General features: G+C 35.5%; 15 protein-coding genes. 4 read left to right on the top strand and 11 right to left on the bottom strand.

Annotation, left to right across the window (positions count from 1 at the left end):
* Positions 1-104: 104 nt before the first annotated feature.
* Positions 105-1,844 (bottom strand): ABC transporter ATP-binding protein, encoded by a 1,740-nt coding sequence (locus BM296_RS01540; protein WP_091900891.1) that lies wholly within the window; start codon positions 1,842-1,844, stop codon positions 105-107.
* A gap of 162 nt (positions 1,845-2,006) precedes the next feature.
* On the opposite strand from BM296_RS01540, the gene BM296_RS01535 reads away from it, so the two are divergent.
* The 3 genes from BM296_RS01535 to BM296_RS01525 are packed head-to-tail and all read left to right on the top strand — an operon-like array spanning position 2,007 to position 5,676.
* Positions 2,007-3,053: a TPM domain-containing protein gene (locus BM296_RS01535; RefSeq protein WP_091900889.1), complete on the top strand. Its 1,047-nt coding sequence runs from the start codon at positions 2,007-2,009 to the stop codon at positions 3,051-3,053.
* 47 nt (positions 3,054-3,100) lie between these two features.
* Positions 3,101-5,278, top strand: a complete 2,178-nt coding sequence (locus BM296_RS01530) for an acylase (protein WP_091900887.1) — start codon at positions 3,101-3,103, stop codon at positions 5,276-5,278.
* A gap of 20 nt (positions 5,279-5,298) precedes the next feature.
* On the top strand, positions 5,299-5,676 hold the full coding sequence (locus BM296_RS01525; RefSeq protein ID WP_027065926.1) for a PH domain-containing protein: 378 nt from the start codon (positions 5,299-5,301) through the stop codon (positions 5,674-5,676).
* Between the two features lie 5 nt (positions 5,677-5,681).
* On the opposite strand, the gene BM296_RS01520 is transcribed toward BM296_RS01525, so the two are convergent.
* The 9 genes from BM296_RS01520 to BM296_RS01480 all read right to left on the bottom strand — a co-directional run bounded on the left by BM296_RS01520 (position 5,682) and on the right by BM296_RS01480 (position 14,612).
* Entirely contained in the window at positions 5,682-6,335 is a 654-nt protein-coding gene (locus tag BM296_RS01520; protein WP_091900885.1) for a hypothetical protein, read from the bottom strand.
* A gap of 104 nt (positions 6,336-6,439) precedes the next feature.
* Complete coding sequence (locus BM296_RS01515) at positions 6,440-7,507, bottom strand: dipeptidase (RefSeq protein WP_091900883.1); 1,068 nt, start codon at positions 7,505-7,507, stop codon at positions 6,440-6,442.
* 2 nt (positions 7,508-7,509) lie between these two features.
* Complete coding sequence (locus tag BM296_RS01510; RefSeq protein ID WP_091900882.1) at positions 7,510-8,622, bottom strand: D-TA family PLP-dependent enzyme; 1,113 nt, start codon at positions 8,620-8,622, stop codon at positions 7,510-7,512.
* 5 nt (positions 8,623-8,627) lie between these two features.
* Positions 8,628-9,095: a RidA family protein gene (locus tag BM296_RS01505; protein WP_091900880.1), complete on the bottom strand. Its 468-nt coding sequence runs from the start codon at positions 9,093-9,095 to the stop codon at positions 8,628-8,630.
* 11 nt (positions 9,096-9,106) lie between these two features.
* Positions 9,107-10,423, bottom strand: coding sequence for a gluconate:H+ symporter (locus BM296_RS01500; RefSeq protein WP_091900878.1), 1,317 nt, complete (start codon positions 10,421-10,423; stop codon positions 9,107-9,109).
* A gap of 97 nt (positions 10,424-10,520) precedes the next feature.
* Positions 10,521-11,216, bottom strand: coding sequence for an aquaporin Z (aqpZ, locus tag BM296_RS01495; RefSeq protein WP_027065932.1), 696 nt, complete (start codon positions 11,214-11,216; stop codon positions 10,521-10,523).
* 122 nt (positions 11,217-11,338) lie between these two features.
* On the bottom strand, positions 11,339-12,460 hold the full coding sequence (locus BM296_RS01490; protein ID WP_091900876.1) for an acyltransferase family protein: 1,122 nt from the start codon (positions 12,458-12,460) through the stop codon (positions 11,339-11,341).
* A gap of 75 nt (positions 12,461-12,535) precedes the next feature.
* Positions 12,536-13,711, bottom strand: coding sequence for a helix-turn-helix domain-containing protein (locus BM296_RS01485; RefSeq protein ID WP_091900874.1), 1,176 nt, complete (start codon positions 13,709-13,711; stop codon positions 12,536-12,538).
* A gap of 1 nt (position 13,712) precedes the next feature.
* Complete coding sequence (locus BM296_RS01480) at positions 13,713-14,612, bottom strand: metallophosphoesterase (RefSeq protein WP_091900872.1); 900 nt, start codon at positions 14,610-14,612, stop codon at positions 13,713-13,715.
* Between the two features lie 111 nt (positions 14,613-14,723).
* Here BM296_RS01480 and BM296_RS01475 point away from each other — a divergent pair, with 111 nt between their 5' ends.
* Positions 14,724-17,096 carry a GAF domain-containing protein gene (locus BM296_RS01475; RefSeq protein ID WP_091900870.1) on the top strand — a complete coding sequence of 791 codons (2,373 nt, stop codon included), beginning with the start codon at positions 14,724-14,726 and terminating at the stop codon, positions 17,094-17,096.
* Here the strand turns inward: BM296_RS01475 and BM296_RS01470 are convergent.
* On the bottom strand, positions 17,085-18,302 hold the full coding sequence (locus BM296_RS01470; RefSeq protein WP_091900868.1) for a Pycsar system effector family protein: 1,218 nt from the start codon (positions 18,300-18,302) through the stop codon (positions 17,085-17,087). The genes BM296_RS01475 and BM296_RS01470 overlap by 12 nt on opposite strands.
* Between the last annotated feature and the right edge of the window lie 46 nt (positions 18,303-18,348).

Here is an 18,348-nt window from a genome sequence, read left to right as displayed (position 1 = left end):
GCCAACAGCCAACAGCCAACAGCCAACAGCCAACAGCCAACAGCCAACAGCCAACAGCCAACAGCCAACAGCCAACAGCCAACAGCCAACAGCCATCAGTCAACTTATATCCTAGCCTGATACGTAAACAAGTTATGGTATCTACCTTCTTTAAGGATTAGTTCTTCGTGAGTACCTTGTTCGGCAATGCGTCCGTTTTCAATTACTAAGATTTGATTCGCTTTTCTAATGGTACTTAAACGGTGGGCAATTACAAAAGTGGTTCTTCCTTTGGTTAATTCAGCCAAACTTTTCTGAATCAATGCTTCACTTTCAGTATCTAAATTAGAAGTTGCTTCATCTAATATTAATATTCTAGGGTTTGCCAATACCGCTCTTGCTATAGCGATACGCTGGCGCTGACCTCCAGATAATTTTACGCCACGTTCTCCAATAACAGTATTAAGTCCTTCTTCAAATCTATCTGTAAACTCATCAACATACGCAGCTTTAATTGCAGCTTGTAACTCTTCTTCAGAAGCGCCTGGTCTAGGGAAAAGGATGTTTTCTCTAATAGTACCTTCAAATAGAAAATCGTCTTGTAAAACAACACCTAAAAACTGTCTAAAACTGGTTAGGTCTACTGTAGCAAGGTCAATACTATCAATAGAGATTTCTCCAGAATCCGGATTTAAGAAACTAGCTGCCAAACCTGCAATAGTAGATTTACCAGATCCAGAACTACCGACTAGGGCGATGACATCACCAGAATTGGCTTCAAAACTTATGTTGTGCAAAACATCTTTATCTTCTTCATAAGCGAAGGAAACATCTTTAAAAACCATATCACCTTTAATATTAGAAAGGGTTATTGTTCGGTTTTTTTCATCAGCTTCAGATACTTTGTTCATTAACTCTTCGGTACGATCTAGCCCCGCTAATGCTTCTGTTAACTGACTTCCTATATTGCTCATTTGTACAATAGGCGCTACCATAAGCGCTAGTAGAAAAGTAAATTCAAAATACTGACCAGTGGTTAATTCGCCTTGCATCATTTTATAGCCTCCAAAGCCCATCATTATTCCAGTTGTAGCCAATCCTAAAAGAAAGGTTGAAGAACTGGTCATTATGGCTGTAGCGGTTAAACTCTTTTTTACATTTTGATATAATCTGTCAACTCCTTCTTCGAAGACTTTACTTTCCTGTGCTTCTGCATTAAATCCTTTAATTACACGTATGCCTCCAAGAGTTTCGGTAAGTCTACCTTTTACTTCCGCATTTATTTTACCTCGTTCTCTAAAAACGGGTCTTATTATTTTAAAAGCTTTTAATGCTATAACCGCAAAAAGAATAAGTGGTACAAAGGTTAATAATGTCATTGTAGGGCTAATTCTCAATAACAGAATTAGAGATACTACAGCAGTTATTGTTCCACCAACAAGTTGAACAAGTCCGGTGCCTATTAGGTTTCGTACACCTTCAACATCACTCATAATTCTAGAAACTAGAGAGCCAGATTTTGTGTTGTCAAAAAAGCGAATAGGAAGTGAAAGAACTTGTTTCTGTACTTGAGATCGCAGTTCAGAAATCATATATTGTGCTTGTATGCTAAGCACTTTTGTTAGTAGAAATGACATAACTGACTGCACCAAGAATGCAAAAATTACAACAGCTACAAGAAGCTTCAATGAATCATAATCTTTGTTGGGAACAATATCATCTAAAAAATAGCGAAGAGAAACTGGTGCAACAAAACTTGCGGCTTTACTTATAACAATAAGGAATAAGCCTAGGAAAACCAATTTTCTACGAGGCCAAATAATAGTTTTAAATGCTGTTAATATACTTACTTTTTTTTCGGACATAGGTGATTTTATTTGGTGTTAGGCCAAGCCAATGCAGTATGCTGGCAAAACTTTTGCAAGTTACTTCAATTCTAAAGATTTGACCGAATCTAGAATAGGTTTTGATATAGAAGCAACTTATCAATAAAGGTTTTTATATTTGAGTATCAGTATTACTGTTGTATGCTTAAAAAAACCTTTTTATTACTTCTATTATTTTCGTTGTATACCAATGCGCAAGAGCAGTATTATGAGCTACGAGATTATGTAACCGATAGCGCAAACATATTTAGCCCACATCAAGTTCTTGAATTAAATACGCGTTTATTAGATTTTGAAGAGAAAACCACAAATCAAATAGTTGTGGTTACTATAGAGCAATTGGGCTTTAATACTATTGAGACTTATGCCAATGATCTTTTTAATAAAAATGGAATTGGTCAAGAAGGAAAGGATAATGGTTTGCTGATTTTATTTTCAGAACTGGATAGAGAGGTTAGAATAGAAGTTGGTTATGGGTTGGAACCCTACATTACAGACGCTGTTGCCTCAAGAATTATAAGAAATACGATGATTCCAAATTTTAAGGAAGCGGAGTATTACACGGGAATAAATCAAGCAGCAGATCAACTTATAGAATTTTTAAATGATCCTAGTGCATTAGAGGAGTTTAAAAAAGAGATTGTCGACGAAGATTCTAAAGAGAAACTATATATGAATATATTTCTTGGTATATTTTTCTCGATATTTATTGGAGTTGGCGGCTTTTTCTTTCTTAAAAGTTATGTCAATGTTATCGAGGTTTTTAGAGGGGTGTTCATGGGTAAATTAGGGGTGTTGCCTGGGGTGTTTATGCTTTTGGCAGGATCCTTTTCAAGTGTTTTCGGTTTGGTGTTTATAATTGTTCCTCTAATTATAGGCTACAGTATTTACATGTCTAATTCCCAAGCTGCAGCTTTTATTTTTGATGAACCCGGTCTTATATTATGGTTACTTCTTCCATTTTTTGGTATTGCCGCAATAATAGCATTTATAAAACTTAAGATTTCTGGTGAAGAAGATTTGAGCATTTCTTGGGTAAAGAATGATAAAACTTACTATCAAAAAACCTTTTCTTCTTCAGGAACGCATTCGTTCAGTTCAGGTAGTAGTTCTTCTGGTGGTAGCTCAAGTTCTTTCTCTGGCGGAGGAGGAAGTTCTGGTGGTGGTGGCTCTAGCGGAAGTTGGTAAAATCAGTTACATTTATATACCTTGAATAAATCAACAATAGAACATTTATGAATAAGATTATTTACGTATTCGCTTTTATACTAGTTATTGGCTGTAAGGCTGAAAACTCAAAAGACCCACAAGTTGATAAATGGGAAGCACAGGCAGCTAACGTTGAAATTATTAGGGATGATTTTGGCGTACCTCATATTTATGGTAAAACGGATGCCGATGCCGTTTTTGGATTGCTGTATGCACAGTGCGAAGATGATTTTAATCGTGTGGAACAAAATTATATATGGGCAACAGGTAGGTTGGCAGAAGTTGATGGTGAGGAAGCGCTGTATAGTGATCTACGTGCTAAGTTATTCATGAGTGAAGAAGAAGCAAAAGCAAATTATGAGAAGAGTCCAGCTTGGTTAAAAGAATTATGCAATGCCTTTGCAGACGGAATAAATTACTATTTATACACGCACCCAGAGGTGAAACCAAGGCTACTGACAAATTTTGAGCCATGGATGCCTATGTATTTTAGCGAAGGGTCTATTGGTGGAGATATAGAGCGAATTTCAACAAAGAAAATTGCTGCTTTTTATGATAGCAATATGGCACTACCAGAAATGGAAGAGTTGAAATTAAAAAAAGAGAAGGAAGTAGAAGAGCCACAAGGCTCTAACGGAATTGCTATTTCAGGTAAGTTAACACAGTCAGGTAATGCGATGTTATTGATCAATCCGCACACTTCATTTTATTTTAGGGGAGAAGTTCATGTAGTTTCGGAAGAAGGATTGAATGCCTATGGTGCGGTAACTTGGGGGCAGTTTTTCGTTTACCAAGGATTCAATGAAAAAACTGGATGGATGCATACATCTACTTACACCGATGTTATGGATGAGTTTAAAGAAACCATTGTTAAGAATGGTGAAAATCTGTTCTACCAATATGGAGAGGAGCTACGTCCTGTAAAATCATCTGAAATAATATTGAAGTATAAAGATGGTAATGAACTTAAAGAAAAGAAATATCCTGCATATAGAACGCATCATGGTCCCATAACCCACGTTGCCGATGGTCAATGGACAGCTTCAGCAATGATGTGGGAACCAGTTAAAGCGCTAGAGCAGTCATTTATTCGTACAAAGCAAAATGGCTATAAGGGCTTTCTAGATATGATGGATATTCGTACCAATTCAAGTAACAACACCGTTTATGCAGATGCGGAAGGCAATATTGCTTATTTCCATGGTAATTTTGTTCCAAAACGGGATGTACAATTTAATTATGCTGAACCTGTGGACGGCAGTAACCCAAAAACCGATTGGCAAGGGTTACATAAAGTAGATGAGAATATTTTGGTATTGAATCCAGAAAATGGTTGGATACAGAACTGTAATTCTACACCTTATACTTCCGCTTTAGAATTCAGTCCTAAAAAGGAAGATTACCCATATTACATGTCTAAAGACCAAGAAAATTTTAGAGGTGTACATGCAATTGAATTATTAAGAGACAGAAAGGGGTATACAATAGATAGTCTAATTCAATTAGCTCATGATCCTTATATGCCTGCATTTAAGGCATTGATTCCTGGTTTGGTAAAAGCGTATAATGCTCATGACGATAAGAACCCGAAATTTCGAGAACCAATTTCTGTATTAGAAAATTGGGATTATACTACAGGTGAAAATCAGGTGGCAATGACCTTGGCACATTTCTATGGTACGGCTATGGGTAAACGAGCAAAACACCCAGAGAATATAAGTGATATGGAGCGCATGACTTATTTTGGAACACATACTGAAGAAGCTGTAAAAGTTTTTGAAGAAGTGATAAATGAACTGACTGAAGATTTTGGAACTTGGATAATGCCTTGGGGAGAAGTGAATAGGTATCAACGAACAACAGGTGATATTATACAGCATTTTGATGATACCAAGCCAAGCATTCCTATAGGGTTTGCTTCTAGTAGATGGGGAGCGTTGGCAGCCTATGGAGCTCGTTATACCACTGAAGGTGCAAAAAAAATATATGGTACACGGGGTAATAGTTTTGTGGCAGTAGTGGAATTTGGAGAAAAAGTAAAAGCCAAGAGTATATTAGCTGGTGGGCAAAGTGGAGATCCTGCCTCGCCACATTTTGATGATCAAATTGAAAAATATAAAAATATAGATTGGAAAGAAGTTCTTTATTATCGTGAAGATGTTTTAAAAAGAGCAGAGGAAACGTATAGTCCGGGTAATAGATAATTTAATTAAGTAAAGAAATTATGGGCTTATTGAATAAAATATTAGGGAATGCAAGTGAAGTTTCTGCAGAGCAATTATTAAAAAAATATGGCAGATTACTAATTGAAGGGGAACAAATTGAACTAGGTTTTTCTCTTCTAAGAGACGTATTTATGTTCACTAATAAACGTTTGATATTAATTGATATTCAAGGTTTAACAGGGAGTAAGGTAGAATATAAGTCGTTGCCCTATAAAAACATATCTAGGTTCTCTTTAGAAACGTCTGGTACTTTCGATTTAGATGCAGAGTTAAAGATTTGGATTTCTAGCGAGAATTTACCCAGCGTAAGTAAGAAATTTAATAAGAGTATTGATGTATATGAAGTACAACGGTATTTAGCAGGTAAGGTAATGTAGTTGAATTACATAGACTCTTTGGTGACAATTAAGGTTGCTTTAGAGCCTGCGGATAGTAACCATTTATTAGAATAAATTAATTCTCCTTTGTCATTGTAAACATCTACTTGTGCTGTGTTTGGTGCAGAAGATCCGTGATTTAGTGCTTCGAAGTCTAGACGATTAAAGCCGTCTTGCAGGTCTACATTAATACCTTTGAATGCCCCTGTCAATAATAGGTTGTGTTCTACTACCTGGTCGTTCATATAGATTTTTACTCGATCCCCATCTACGTATTCATGGTCTCTGCAAACAATGCCTATAAATTTTCCTGTACTTTTTACATCACCTAGGTATTGATCCGCAAAATATTGCCCTGATCCACCTAATCGTTCACCGGGTCCAATACGTGGGTCTATTTTCATACCTGTACCAGCTTGCACTAATTCTTCATCGCGCAGCATTTTTACTGGGTTAGGGTCTTTCATATTTACACTTGGCTGTTCTTTAATCAAATTAGGCATATTAAGAACAGCCCCGGCACTTGGAGTGCCTTTTGGTTCGATAGGGTTTACACTCTCAATTTTAAGCGGCTTTGATGTAGGTAAATCTGTTTGCGCAGAAAGTTGTACAGCAGAAAAGGAGAACAAAACAATAAAAAGAAAAAAAAGTTTTCTCATCGAATAGTATATAAGATGAAATAAAGATAACAAATACCCTGCCATGCGTACTTAAGGCTTCGTTAAAATACTGCAGGTTATACTATTATTCGATAAAAGGATATTTAGTTTGGTAGGTTTTTTTCTAAAAATGTAATGAAATTACCATTCATTATTTTTTCAATGTCGTTGTTAGAGTAGCCTCGTTTTTCTAATAATCCAGAAATTTTCTGAAGGTCTGCAATAGTATCTACATCTGCAGGACCTTGTTCTTTTCCAAATCCGCCATCCAAATCAGAACCAATTCCAACGTGATTAGTATTGCCTGCTAATTGACAAATATGGTCAATGTTATCAATTATCTGCTCTAAACTTACATTAGCGGATTCAGGTGTAGAAACACCACGTTCCCAAGTTGGTGTCATCATCCAAGCATCTAAAACAACCCCTATTACCCCTTTTCTAGCTATAATTTCCTTTAATTGTTCATCTGTAAATTGGCGGTGATGATTTACCAATGCCCTACAATTGTTATGACTTGCCCAAAGTGGACCATCATAGTTTACCATAGTTTCCCAAAAACTTAGGTCGCATAAATGAGTAACATCTAGAATAATTCCCAGTCGTTGAATTTCTTTTAATAGTTCTCTTCCTTTTGTTCCAATACCACCAACCGAGTTTGTGCCGTGAGCATAAGTCCCAGGTCCATAATGAGCAGGACCAATGGCGCGTAATCCACTGTCGAAAGCCTTTTGTAGGTAAGAGACGTCAACAATTGAATCTGCACCTTCAAGACTTAGTAAATACCCAATAGGCTTTTTTTCTTCGTCAGTCTTCCAAAGGGCTAAATGGTCGTCAAGTTGATTTTTGTTGATAATCTGAACCATTTCACCAGCCTCTTCCATGCTTTTGTACCATGCTAATTGCCCTTGTGTATGTGCCCATGCCTGTTGCGGCGATTTCCATCCCGGTAGGGTATTGTCTTTATGCACATATCGTGCAATTTGTGTCGCCATACAGAGTCCAACGTTTCCTTGACGCATGGCTTCTAAAGAAACGGTATTGTTACCACGGCCAGGCTTATCGGTTAAACCCTGTTCGCTTTTTCTTATTTCTTCTATAGACCATGTTAGGTCACGATTCCAGTCCATCGCATTCATGGAAAGGTCTAAATGGGCGTCGAATATGAACATGCTTAAATTGTAGATTTTTGAGTTCTTGCACTTACTTTCCAATGGTCTATAACTGCATTGTTTTTAATAACGGTTAGGGTGTCATATTTCACCACAGTTGGGCAAATATGTTTTGGGATGGCGTAATGAACATCGCCTACTTCTGGTATGGTTAAATCATCATATTCTACCACTAAATGCTCTTCAGACTGGCTAATTTGTTTACTATGCTTTAAATCTAAAAACTCAATTCTCGGAAAAGGCATTTCTGGGGCTATAGATTTATGACCTAAATCAAAACAAAGAATACCAGTTGTAGGTTTGCTTAAGATTCTAGTAAAGAGAACTGCCGCTGGTAAGAATTTCATTTCAGGAAATTGACTACCGTAACCAGAATCCCATAATAAAGTGGTGCCTGGGCTAGCTTCTACATTTAATCTTTTACTGTGAAAAGGAAATGTTGGTGATCCCCCCGCAACAATTTTTGGGCTGGGAATATTTTGGTTTATAATTGTTTTCTGTAAAGCTAATACTGCATCAAAAGCACTATTACATTCATTCTCTCGTGTAACAGGGTTAGAATTTCTTAAATGGCCGTCATAAACATGTAAGCCTTCGGCAATCAAATTTAAATTTTGATGCAACTGGGAATACAATTCTGAAGCATCATTATCTGGAATGATACCGGTGCGGTTCATTCCATTATTAATATCTACCCAAAGCGAAATTTTGATATCATTAGACTTTGCCAGTTCACCGAGAATTGAAAGTGTTTTAGTGTTATCTACAAGAGTTGAAAACTTAGAATTGGGATATTTTTTCATCAATTCAACAAATCGCTTCGCATTGGGACCAATCGGCTGCATAGCCAATAAAACATCTGGGGCATTACAATCCCCTAATAATTCTGCTTCTGCAATAGTGGCACATTTAAACTTTGTAATTCCGCGTGCCATCTGCATATTGATGATATCGGCATTTTTATACGTCTTTACATGCGGACGCAAACGAGTTACATCACCAATCATAGAAATCATTAACTCTATGTTATGTTGAATTCTATCTGGATATACCAATAAGGAAGGAGATATCACTTCTTCAGGTTGGTTCAAGGAATACCAATTTTCTTTTTGCATATGTGCTATTGATGTAGTTGGAAATGAGCCTCAATTTCAACAGGAATTCCTCCAGGTAATATCATACCAACGGCACTACGAACACCAACACCATTATCTGGTCCGAAAAGATCTGCCATTAGTTCGCTAAATCCATTGATAACCAAAGGTTGTTGACCAAAATCAGGAGTAGAATTGACCATTCCCAAAGTCTTTACGATACGTTTAATTTTATCAATATCACCAAAATGAGTTTGGATGGTAGAAAGCATGGTTAAGGCAACTTGTCTAGCGGCAACCTTAGCTTCTTCCATAGTCATGTCGTGTCCAGCTCTACCAATAATTAAAGATCCGTCATTTTGCATAGGTCCCTGACCAGAAATATATAGAAAATGATCAACGACCAATACAGGTTTATATAAGCCTGCAGGAGGTGGAGCGGGAGGTAATACCAAACCCAGTTCCTTTATTCTTTCAGAAGGTTTCTTTTGCATATTTATTAAATTTAAATGAACATATTAATTACTAGAACACCTAATAACCCCATAACACCGACGGTAGTTTCCATAACCGTCCAGCTTTTTAAAGTATCGTTTACGGATAAATTAAAGTATTCTTTGAAAAGCCAAAAGCCACTATCGTTTACATGTGATAGCATTAAACTACCGGACCCAATAGCGAGAACCATTAATTCTGGGCTAACACCAGTTCCTTGAACGAGCGGAAGTACAATACCTGCAGCGGTTAAACCGGCAACGGTAGCAGAACCCACACATACGCGAATAACAGTTGCAATTAACCAGGCCAATATTAATGGAGAAATAGAGGATTGCTCCAGAATACCGCCAATATAGTTGCTCACACCACTATCTATTAACACTTGTTTTAAAGCGCCTGATCCAGCGATAATTAAAAGTACCATGGTGATGCCGGTTATAGCACTACCAACAGTATCCATGACCTCTTTCATACTTTTTCCGCGACCTAGACCCAATGTGTATATGGCGACTAAAACAGCAATTAACATTGCTATTGCCGGGTTACCCATGAAAACTAAGATTTTGGTAAGAAAAAATTCTTCTGGCATTGTAAATTGAGCCAAAGCTGCAACAGCAATAAGTATTACAGGTAAAAGTGCGCTTATAATACTGTTTGCCATGCCAGGCATTTCTTCCTCTTTTAGAATTACAGGGTTTAAAAACTCTTTAAGCGGTGTCGCATTAATTCCTTTTAAAGTTCTTGAAAGCAACGGTCCGGCAACGATAATTGCTGGTATGGCAACGATAATTCCGTATAGTAATGTTTTACCGATATCAGCATTAAACATTGTGGCAAGTGCCGTTGGGGCAGGGTGAGGTGGTAAATAACCATGTGTAACCGAAAGAGAAGCCAACATAGGTAGACCAACATATAAAAGTGGTAGGCCGGTAGCTGCTGCAATGGTAAAAACTAATGGAACAAGAATTACAAATCCTACAGAGTAGAACATTGGAATACCTACAATGAAACCGGTTAAAACAACTGCCCATTGAATATTATTCTTTCCGAACTTTTCTACTAATTGAGTAGTAATTCGTTGAGCGGCACCACTATCGGCAACCAATTTTCCCAACATGGCACCAAGGCCTAAAATGATTACTAGAAACCCTAATATATTGCCTATTCCTTTCTGTATAGAATCGACGACACTAATAGGTTCCATACCTTCTGCAATACCAACGAATAATGATACAATGATGAATGTGATGAATGCGTTGAGTTTAAATTTGGCAATGAGAATGAATAGGAGAAGAATTCCTATGATTACAATGATTAAAGGCATATTTTAAAAGAGTTAGTTTAGTTGATTCTCTAAATATACCATAAAAAAAAAGCTCATCATACTTTATCTAAATACGATGAGCTTGGTCATAAATATTTTACAAATTATCTGTTATTTCCGGTGAAATTGCTTTGTAAATTAATCCTGCTAAAATTGCACCAACTATTGGGGCTAACCAAAATAACCAAAGCTGATCTATCGCCCAATCTCCAACAAAAAGGGCTTGACTGGTACTACGTGCAGGGTTTACGGAGGTATTGGTAACCGGTATACTTATTAAGTGAATTAGGGTAAGACAAAGACCTATTGCCAAACCGGCGAAACCTCTAGGAGCTTTTGTATACGTAGAACCTAATATTACGAATAGGAAAATGAAGGTCATTACTACTTCAATGATCAAGGCAGAGGTCATGCCATAACCGCCAGGTGAATGTTCACCGTAACCATTGGAGGCAAAGCCGCCCAATACAAAATCAGACTTGCCAGAAGCAATAAGAAAAAGAATAGCTGCACCTGCAATACCGCCCATTACCTGGGCAACTATATAAGGAAAAACATCTTTGCCGTCAAAACGCCCACCTATCCAAACACCAATGGTTACGGCTGGGTTTAAATGACAGCCAGAAATGTGACCTATGGCATATGCCATGGTAACCACGGTTAAACCAAAGGCTAAAGAGACCCCAACAAAGCCAATACCTAGTTCTGGAAATCCTGCGGCAATTACGGCGCTACCGCAACCACCTAAAACAAGCCATAATGTGCCGATAAATTCTGCAATAAATTTTTTCATTTCAATAAGGTTTAATTGATTGTATTTATTTAGAAACCAAAAGTTTAATGAAGTCACAATTTTTTATGAGTTTTGTTAATACTGTTAATGGTTAGATGTTTAATTTTTTACATAAAATATAGTTAACTACCTTTTTTTAATCCGAATAGAGGGTGCAGAGGTTTTATTTTTGATATGATTAAATGATAAATTAACCAACATATTAAAAATGTACCTACGATTAAAATTGTAGCTTTTAAAAGCAAACTCCATTGCAAATCCTTTATGTAATATGCAATTCCTACGGTTACGGTTTGGTGAAGAATGTAGAATGGGTAAACAGCTCGATTGGCATAGCTCAAAAGTGGACTAGGTTTGTTTTTATACTTAGCGGCATATCCTAATAGCACTAATATCCATGACCAAAGATTTACGATTTTCAGAAAAGCTTCGGTAAAGTGACGAGTGTATCCGTCTTCAAATTGCCAAGTAATAAGCATTCCTATGAAACATATAATTCCTAAGTAAAGAGCTTTTGTGCGTATCCTTTCGATTGCATTCCAAAGAATAGGTCCGCAAGCGACCATGACAAATCCGAAGAAAAATAAAGTCATGGAAGAGAAAAAATTAAACCAATCATTAATTAGGTCATGGGTTATGTCATAAAAAGGTTCTAGCAAAGACTCCAATAAATAGAGTGGAATCGTAAAAATGTATAATCCGTAAGGTTTTTGAATTTCTTTGCTAATCCAACGTATAAATCTGTTTTTATTATTTTTTATATAAAGGAAAATAGGAGAAAGTATTACAGAAAAAATTAGTAGATAGGGAAGAAACCACAGATGGTGCCAACTTAAATTGCCTTCTGGGTAAATGCCGTCATAGGCAATAGTGCTCAGGTAGCTCCAATACGAACCTTGAAATTGACCATGTACCAATCTTTCAAAATATACTTGTGGAGGAACAATAACGAGCATACCGAAAACAAGGGGAATCCCTAAACGCAAAAATCGCTCCTTATTAAATTGCCATATATTTCTTTTTGATAAGGCATAAAATGTACCCATACCAGAAATTAGAAATAATATTGGCAGTCTCCATTGATTTAAAAAAAGCATTGGCCACTTCAACCAATCATAGATGTTGTTATTTTTTATATGCCAGCCCCAAGGCACAAAGAACATACCTGAATGATAAATGATTAAGAGTGTAAAAACGAATACTCGCAACCAATCGATATCATACCTTCTAAACTTTTTGTCCATAATCTAATGATTTGGATTAAAGTTGAATTTAAAAATCTGGAATTATAAATTTTGGACATTACCATATGTCCTGAATTACAATTTTGGAGAAATTGACTTTGTAAATTTAAAGGGAGATATACCCGAAATCTTTTTGAAAGCATTGTAAAATGCAGACTTTGACTTAAATCCTACTGATTCGCCGATAGCCTCAATTGTTAGATGACTAAATTTAGGGTCTACTAATCTCTCTTTAGCTAGTTCAATTCTTTTGTTATTGATATAGTGATTATAATTAGAACCAAAATCTGAATTTATAGTTTTTGAAATTTGATTTGGATGAATACCTAACTGGGCGGCAAGATGTTTTAAACTGGCATGGCTATTTGTATAATACAAGTTGTTGTCCACGAATGTTTCAATTTCTTTAAATGTTATTTCATCCGCTGTATTCGAAAGTGTTTCATATTTATCTGCAACCCATGATTTTTCAAAGAACTTAGATTTAGAAATAATAATGTATGTGGTGGCAAATGATACTAAAGTTTGGAAAATGGCAATAAAATGGTCTCCGCCATCGTCGTCATATATGTAGAAAACAGCAAATAGAAGAATGAAAAAAGTTAAGAGTATTATGGCGGAATTACGAGTGAAAATGTATTTAGCGGATTTAAGGTTTGCTTTATCTGTATTATTTCTATATCGTTCTTCTTTGACTAGTTTTATTGATAATAATGTATATAACAGTAAACTACATAAAATTAACCAATCAAATATATCTTTGATGTGATGGTACGAGTAGTTAAATGTGTCTGGAACCGATGCGGTACCTAAATTATTAAAATACGCACCTAAATAAGCGTTTAGTTTAACCGAAACTGGAGCCGTGTAAAACGGAATCTGTGATAAAAGATAACCTAGTGGTAAAATTAAGTGCCACCAAGCCATACGTATAGAAATAGGTTTTCTTTTCAAAAATGCATAAATAGTAAAGTAGAGAAAAGGACCTATAAGCAAAACAAAAACTTCAGAAGAATCATTCCATTCAAGAAGGTGTTTTATGAGACCGGTGTAACACAAATAAGTATCCAAAAAAACCAGTGTTCCGAATAATAATAAAAATGCAAAATAGAGTAGTAATCTATTGTTTTTGCTTTTTACAAAAAGTACGATACTTAAAAATAGATTTTGCGCCACTCCTAATAGCATTATGGTAGAAGTAATGTTATGTCTAACAGGAATTTGCGCTATGAAGTCTTGGAGCGTATCCATCTTAAATATTATCTAAATAATCTTTTAATTTCTGAGGGCCTTCCAACAAAATTCGAACCACACGAAGTGTGCCATCATCTGTGGTGTTTATTTGCCATTTTATCAAAGAAATACAACCATTTTCAATTTCTATTCCGGTAATACTTCTTGGGTGTACACAGCTGCCATCATTAAAAAGAGGTATATCTCCAGGCTCTGGAAAACGAGGTCTGTGGGTATGACCTACGACAGTTACTTTAAGATTATTCTTTAAAATCCATTTTTTTATACGTCGCTCTACTTTTATTAGTTCAGTATAATTTTTAGCAGGAGATGTAGGGTCTGCAATACCCCAAACTTGTAACGGTTTCCATAACACTCTTACCAAAAATCTACCCCAGCGCCAAAATGTATAATTCCACCAATCTGCTTGGTGGCCATGGGTAAGAAAGACTTCTTGGTTTGTATTTTTATGTTTTAAGATAAGGGCTTCATGATATTTTATACCTTCAAATAACGATTTATCTTTGTCATCTATAGGCTCAAAATAACTAGATAAATGCTTTTTTACATAAGCCTCATCTTTATAAACCATATCATGATTTCCCCAAATCATATGCAGTCTATGTGCTAAATGAAACTGTTTTAATAGTTTGTAAACATTTTTATGGGCTTCAAAAATAGATTCAAAATAAATGTTTTCCCACAGTTCATCACCATCGCCAAGCTCACAGTAGTCAAATCCTTCAGAAAAATAGAATTTAAGAGCATGGAAATAGATATTTCTATTGTTGGCAAATTCATCGGCAAAACTATTATCACCCCTGTGACAATCGCTAAAAAGTATAAACTTAGAAGAGTCGTCAAACGGGATAACTTTAGCGTTTTTGTAAGCTCTTGTAAGTCTACTATCCGATGACATGGTCTATTTTTCGTTAAATATCCGAAAATCCCGTTAACCATAAGAACTTAGTACACTAAAAAATATGGTATGTTTTGTAACTTTACAGCTTAATTGTAGACTAACTAGGTCATGGGAAAGCACGATAGATTGAAAATGCCGGTTAAGCACCTTATAAGTTTTGAAAAACTTCTACAGAAGTACGATCAACAATTAAAAGGTGACAATCCATTTTTGGCTGCTACAGCAGAAAGAATATTGGCAGTTGAAAAAGGTTTCCCTGAGTTACGTGACGGTTTTTCGGATTTTAGTCTATTAGAGAAAAATAAAGATTTGATCGAGCGTATTTTACAAGATACGTTTACAGAAGCATTAAGTGGAAATGAGATAAAGGTTGCAACCCTTCCTTTTCAAAATACTATTATAAAATCTTCTAAACGGTTTCAAACTATAATTAGTGAAGCAGGGGATAACTACGAACCAGAATTGCGAAATCTTGGTGAAGAGATGGATTATATTATGAGCTGTGTGGTTATTTTAAATTATTACTACGGTTATCAGCTAGATTTTAGTCGTCCTTACTTTTATGATATTCCAGATGCAGCTGGTGTAATGCGTCATTATCGCATTTTATATAATGCCGATTTTATTGATATTATACCTACCGATAAAGCAAAAGAGATTACACAAGAAGATGTAGATGAACTTTTAGCAAACCCTACGGATGCAACGCTTTGGATAGAGAAAATTCCGCCAGAAAGTTTTATTAGTAAAGGATTTGTAATTGCTAATTTGTTTGATGTTACCATGGAACAGGCAATATCAAATATTAAATCGAAATTAATATCAAAGGATACTTTACAACCGGCGAAATTCATGCATGATTTGCAAGAAACGTTTAAATCCTTTTTTAGATTGCCGAATATTAAAGTTGGTTTTGCCTCTTTTGATGCTAAGAAAGATCAATTTGAAGAGGTAGCGGGCATGGGTTTCGAAAGTTTTCTTTTAAGAGGGGAGCATCACATGAATTGTAAAAATGCCCTTTGTGAAGATTCTTATGATAAATTAATTGGAAGTAACTCATACTATACTATAGCAGATATAGACCTTAAAGTTGAACAATCTGGTAATATGCAGCCCTTTAAAGGGTTAAAAGAGCAAGGTGTGCAAAGTGCTATTTTTGCACCAATAGCTTTTGAAAATAACCTTTTAGGAGTTTTGGAAATAGTTTCTGAGAAGAAAGGCGTTCTTAATGGTGTTAATGCACAAAAGCTTGATGATGTTATGCCTTTTATAGTATCGGCAGTTGTACGTACTAAAAATGAGGAAAACAATAGGATAGACGCTATTATACAGAATGAGTGTACGTCTGTTCATTCATCGGTATATTGGAAATTTCAAGAAGAAGCCAAAAAATTTATTCTTGATGAAACCGAGGGAAGATCTCCTTCGTTCAAGGAAATCGTTTTCAAAGATGTATATCCACTATTTGGGCAAATAGATATTAAAGATTCTTCGCAAGCTAGAAATTTAGCCATACAGCGAGATTTAATGATTCAGTTATCTGAAATTGATAATGTATTAAATATTGCATTTAAAAAATGGGAGCTGCCTATCTATGAGGAGTTGATTTTTAGAGTCAATAACCACCTAGAAAGTATTAAAGAGACACTTTATACCAATAGTGAACAAGCAATTTTCGATTTTGTAAACGATGAGATTACTCCTGTTTTTGAACATCTTAAAAAGAACGACAAAGATATCGAGAAACATATTTTAAAGTATGAGTCTAAAATTGATATGGGTACAGGTTCATATTATGATCATAGAAAGAATTACGATGAAAGCGTAACATTGATTAATAAAAAGGTTTCCGCAATTATTGATAAAAGACAAGAAAGCGCACAGGCAATGTATCCGCATTACTATGAGCGTTATAAAACTGATGGTGTAGAACACAACATGTATATTGGTTCTTCAATCTCAGAAAATAAGGGGTATAACCCTTTGTATCTTAATAATTTAAGGTTGTGGCAGTTACAAGTAATGTGCGAGATGGAAAATGCCCATTATTCATTGAAACCAAAATTACCGGTACCGTTGGATGTAGCATCATTAATATTGGTATATAACACATCATTATCTATTCGTTTTAGAATGGACGAAAAACAGTTTGATGTTGATGGTACCTATAATGCTCGTTACGAGGTTATAAAGAAAAGAATAGATAAGTCTTATATAAAAGGAACAAATCAGCGTTTAACTGAAAAAGGGGTTCTTTCTATTGTATATTCTCAGAAAAAAGATGAGCTAGAATACTTAAGGTATATTAAGTTTCTAAAATCTAAAGGCTGCTTTACCGATAAGATTGAAATTGTTGAATTAGAAGGCTTACAGGGCGTGTCTGGTTTAAAAGCAATTAGGGCAGAAATACTTTATAAAAGAGAGCAAGAACCTGAAAAGACATATACTTATCAAGATTTAATGGATGCTTTAAAAGAATAGAACTTGACTAAGTAGTTCTATTTTACGATCAGGACCAAAGAACTTGAATGAAACTGCAAATGCTATTACAGATAGTATCATGCCAATCATAAAAATTGTATAGGTCCAACGAAGTAGCGAGTATTTTCTATTAAGTACAATCCCAAGAAAATAAAGATCCTTCGTTAATGAAGTGTATATATAATCTTTGTCCTTAAGCATTTCTTGTATAGCCCATTCATAATCGCTTAATGCCATTTTATGAAAATTCCCAAAGAACAATAGATTTACGTTTTTGTTCTTGACATCTTCTTTGGTGAATTCGCCACTGGTTACATTTGGCCTGGTTGCTAAAACAGCGAGTACCATAGAAACTACGCTAAAAAATACAAATATTACCGTAGGGTAAATAAGGTAGTCATTAGATGGGTTGTCTAATTTTGGTATAAGATTAGACAGCGCTAATGATATGATAATGGCGTTTACAGATAATAATATGTTCGCTTTGGTGTCTGCAATATCACTAAGGGTAATATGGTTTTTTAGTGTTACACGGTATAGTGTTTGTATTCCACGATCAGGGCTCTCACTTTTAAATTGAGCTTTAAGTTTTTCTTTCTTGGCAAGTTTCTTTTCAGACTTTTTATCCTTTACAAGTTTTCTTAAATTTTTGTCTTTTTTCTCTAACCAATTTTCCTTTGCGTAATCTGTATAGTATTGGTGGTCGGTTCTAAAAACCTGAATATTGATATCTAACCATTCTTTATAAGAATATTTTTTTATTCCAAGAAGTTTTAGCTCTTCGCGTAATAAATCTGAAGTTTCTATATAGCTACTTTGTGCAAAATGAGAAGAGTCGGCATCGCGTATTATCTCATCCATCAAATTAGTGGGTTTGGCATTCCATTTGGTGGCAAGTATGCACTTTTTAACTTTTTCTATTCGCTCTTTGTCATATCCTTCTTTTTCTAAAAACTCTTGTGCTATCTCACAGCTATGCTCTTCATGATCCTTAATGCCTTTAGTATAACCAGTATCATGTAGCCAAGCAACCAGCTCTAATATCTCCTTATCTTCATCGGATAGAGAACATGAATCCAATATTTGTTTAGTACTTTTGACTACGCGTTGAGTGTGTCTTAGATTGTGATATAAGAAGTTCTTGTCCAATTGGTTGGTAAGTAATTCTACAGCAAATTGTTGTGTCTTTTCTAAGATGTTTGACATGGAAGAGTTTTGTTAGAATTTCCCAAATTACGAAAATTTAAAGAGG

The organism is Maribacter stanieri, from assembly GCF_900112245.1.
Taxonomy (GTDB): domain Bacteria; phylum Bacteroidota; class Bacteroidia; order Flavobacteriales; family Flavobacteriaceae; genus Maribacter; species Maribacter stanieri.
The sequence above is the reverse complement of the archived record's forward strand: the minus strand, read 5'-3'. Positions and strand labels throughout refer to the sequence as shown.

Coding starts and splice junctions, on each gene's coding strand:
- BM296_RS01540 (WP_091900891.1), bottom strand. CDS start 1,844: ATGTCCGAAAAAAAAGTAAGTATATTAACAGCATTTAAAACTATTATT.
- BM296_RS01535 (WP_091900889.1), top strand. CDS start 2,007: ATGCTTAAAAAAACCTTTTTATTACTTCTATTATTTTCGTTGTATACC.
- BM296_RS01530 (WP_091900887.1), top strand. CDS start 3,101: ATGAATAAGATTATTTACGTATTCGCTTTTATACTAGTTATTGGCTGT.
- BM296_RS01525 (WP_027065926.1), top strand. CDS start 5,299: ATGGGCTTATTGAATAAAATATTAGGGAATGCAAGTGAAGTTTCTGCA.
- BM296_RS01520 (WP_091900885.1), bottom strand. CDS start 6,335: ATGAGAAAACTTTTTTTTCTTTTTATTGTTTTGTTCTCCTTTTCTGCT.
- BM296_RS01515 (WP_091900883.1), bottom strand. CDS start 7,507: ATGTTCATATTCGACGCCCATTTAGACCTTTCCATGAATGCGATGGAC.
- BM296_RS01510 (WP_091900882.1), bottom strand. CDS start 8,622: ATGCAAAAAGAAAATTGGTATTCCTTGAACCAACCTGAAGAAGTGATA.
- BM296_RS01505 (WP_091900880.1), bottom strand. CDS start 9,095: ATGCAAAAGAAACCTTCTGAAAGAATAAAGGAACTGGGTTTGGTATTA.
- BM296_RS01500 (WP_091900878.1), bottom strand. CDS start 10,423: ATGCCTTTAATCATTGTAATCATAGGAATTCTTCTCCTATTCATTCTC.
- aqpZ (WP_027065932.1), bottom strand. CDS start 11,216: ATGAAAAAATTTATTGCAGAATTTATCGGCACATTATGGCTTGTTTTA.
- BM296_RS01490 (WP_091900876.1), bottom strand. CDS start 12,460: ATGGACAAAAAGTTTAGAAGGTATGATATCGATTGGTTGCGAGTATTC.
- BM296_RS01485 (WP_091900874.1), bottom strand. CDS start 13,711: ATGGATACGCTCCAAGACTTCATAGCGCAAATTCCTGTTAGACATAAC.
- BM296_RS01480 (WP_091900872.1), bottom strand. CDS start 14,612: ATGTCATCGGATAGTAGACTTACAAGAGCTTACAAAAACGCTAAAGTT.
- BM296_RS01475 (WP_091900870.1), top strand. CDS start 14,724: ATGGGAAAGCACGATAGATTGAAAATGCCGGTTAAGCACCTTATAAGT.
- BM296_RS01470 (WP_091900868.1), bottom strand. CDS start 18,302: ATGTCAAACATCTTAGAAAAGACACAACAATTTGCTGTAGAATTACTT.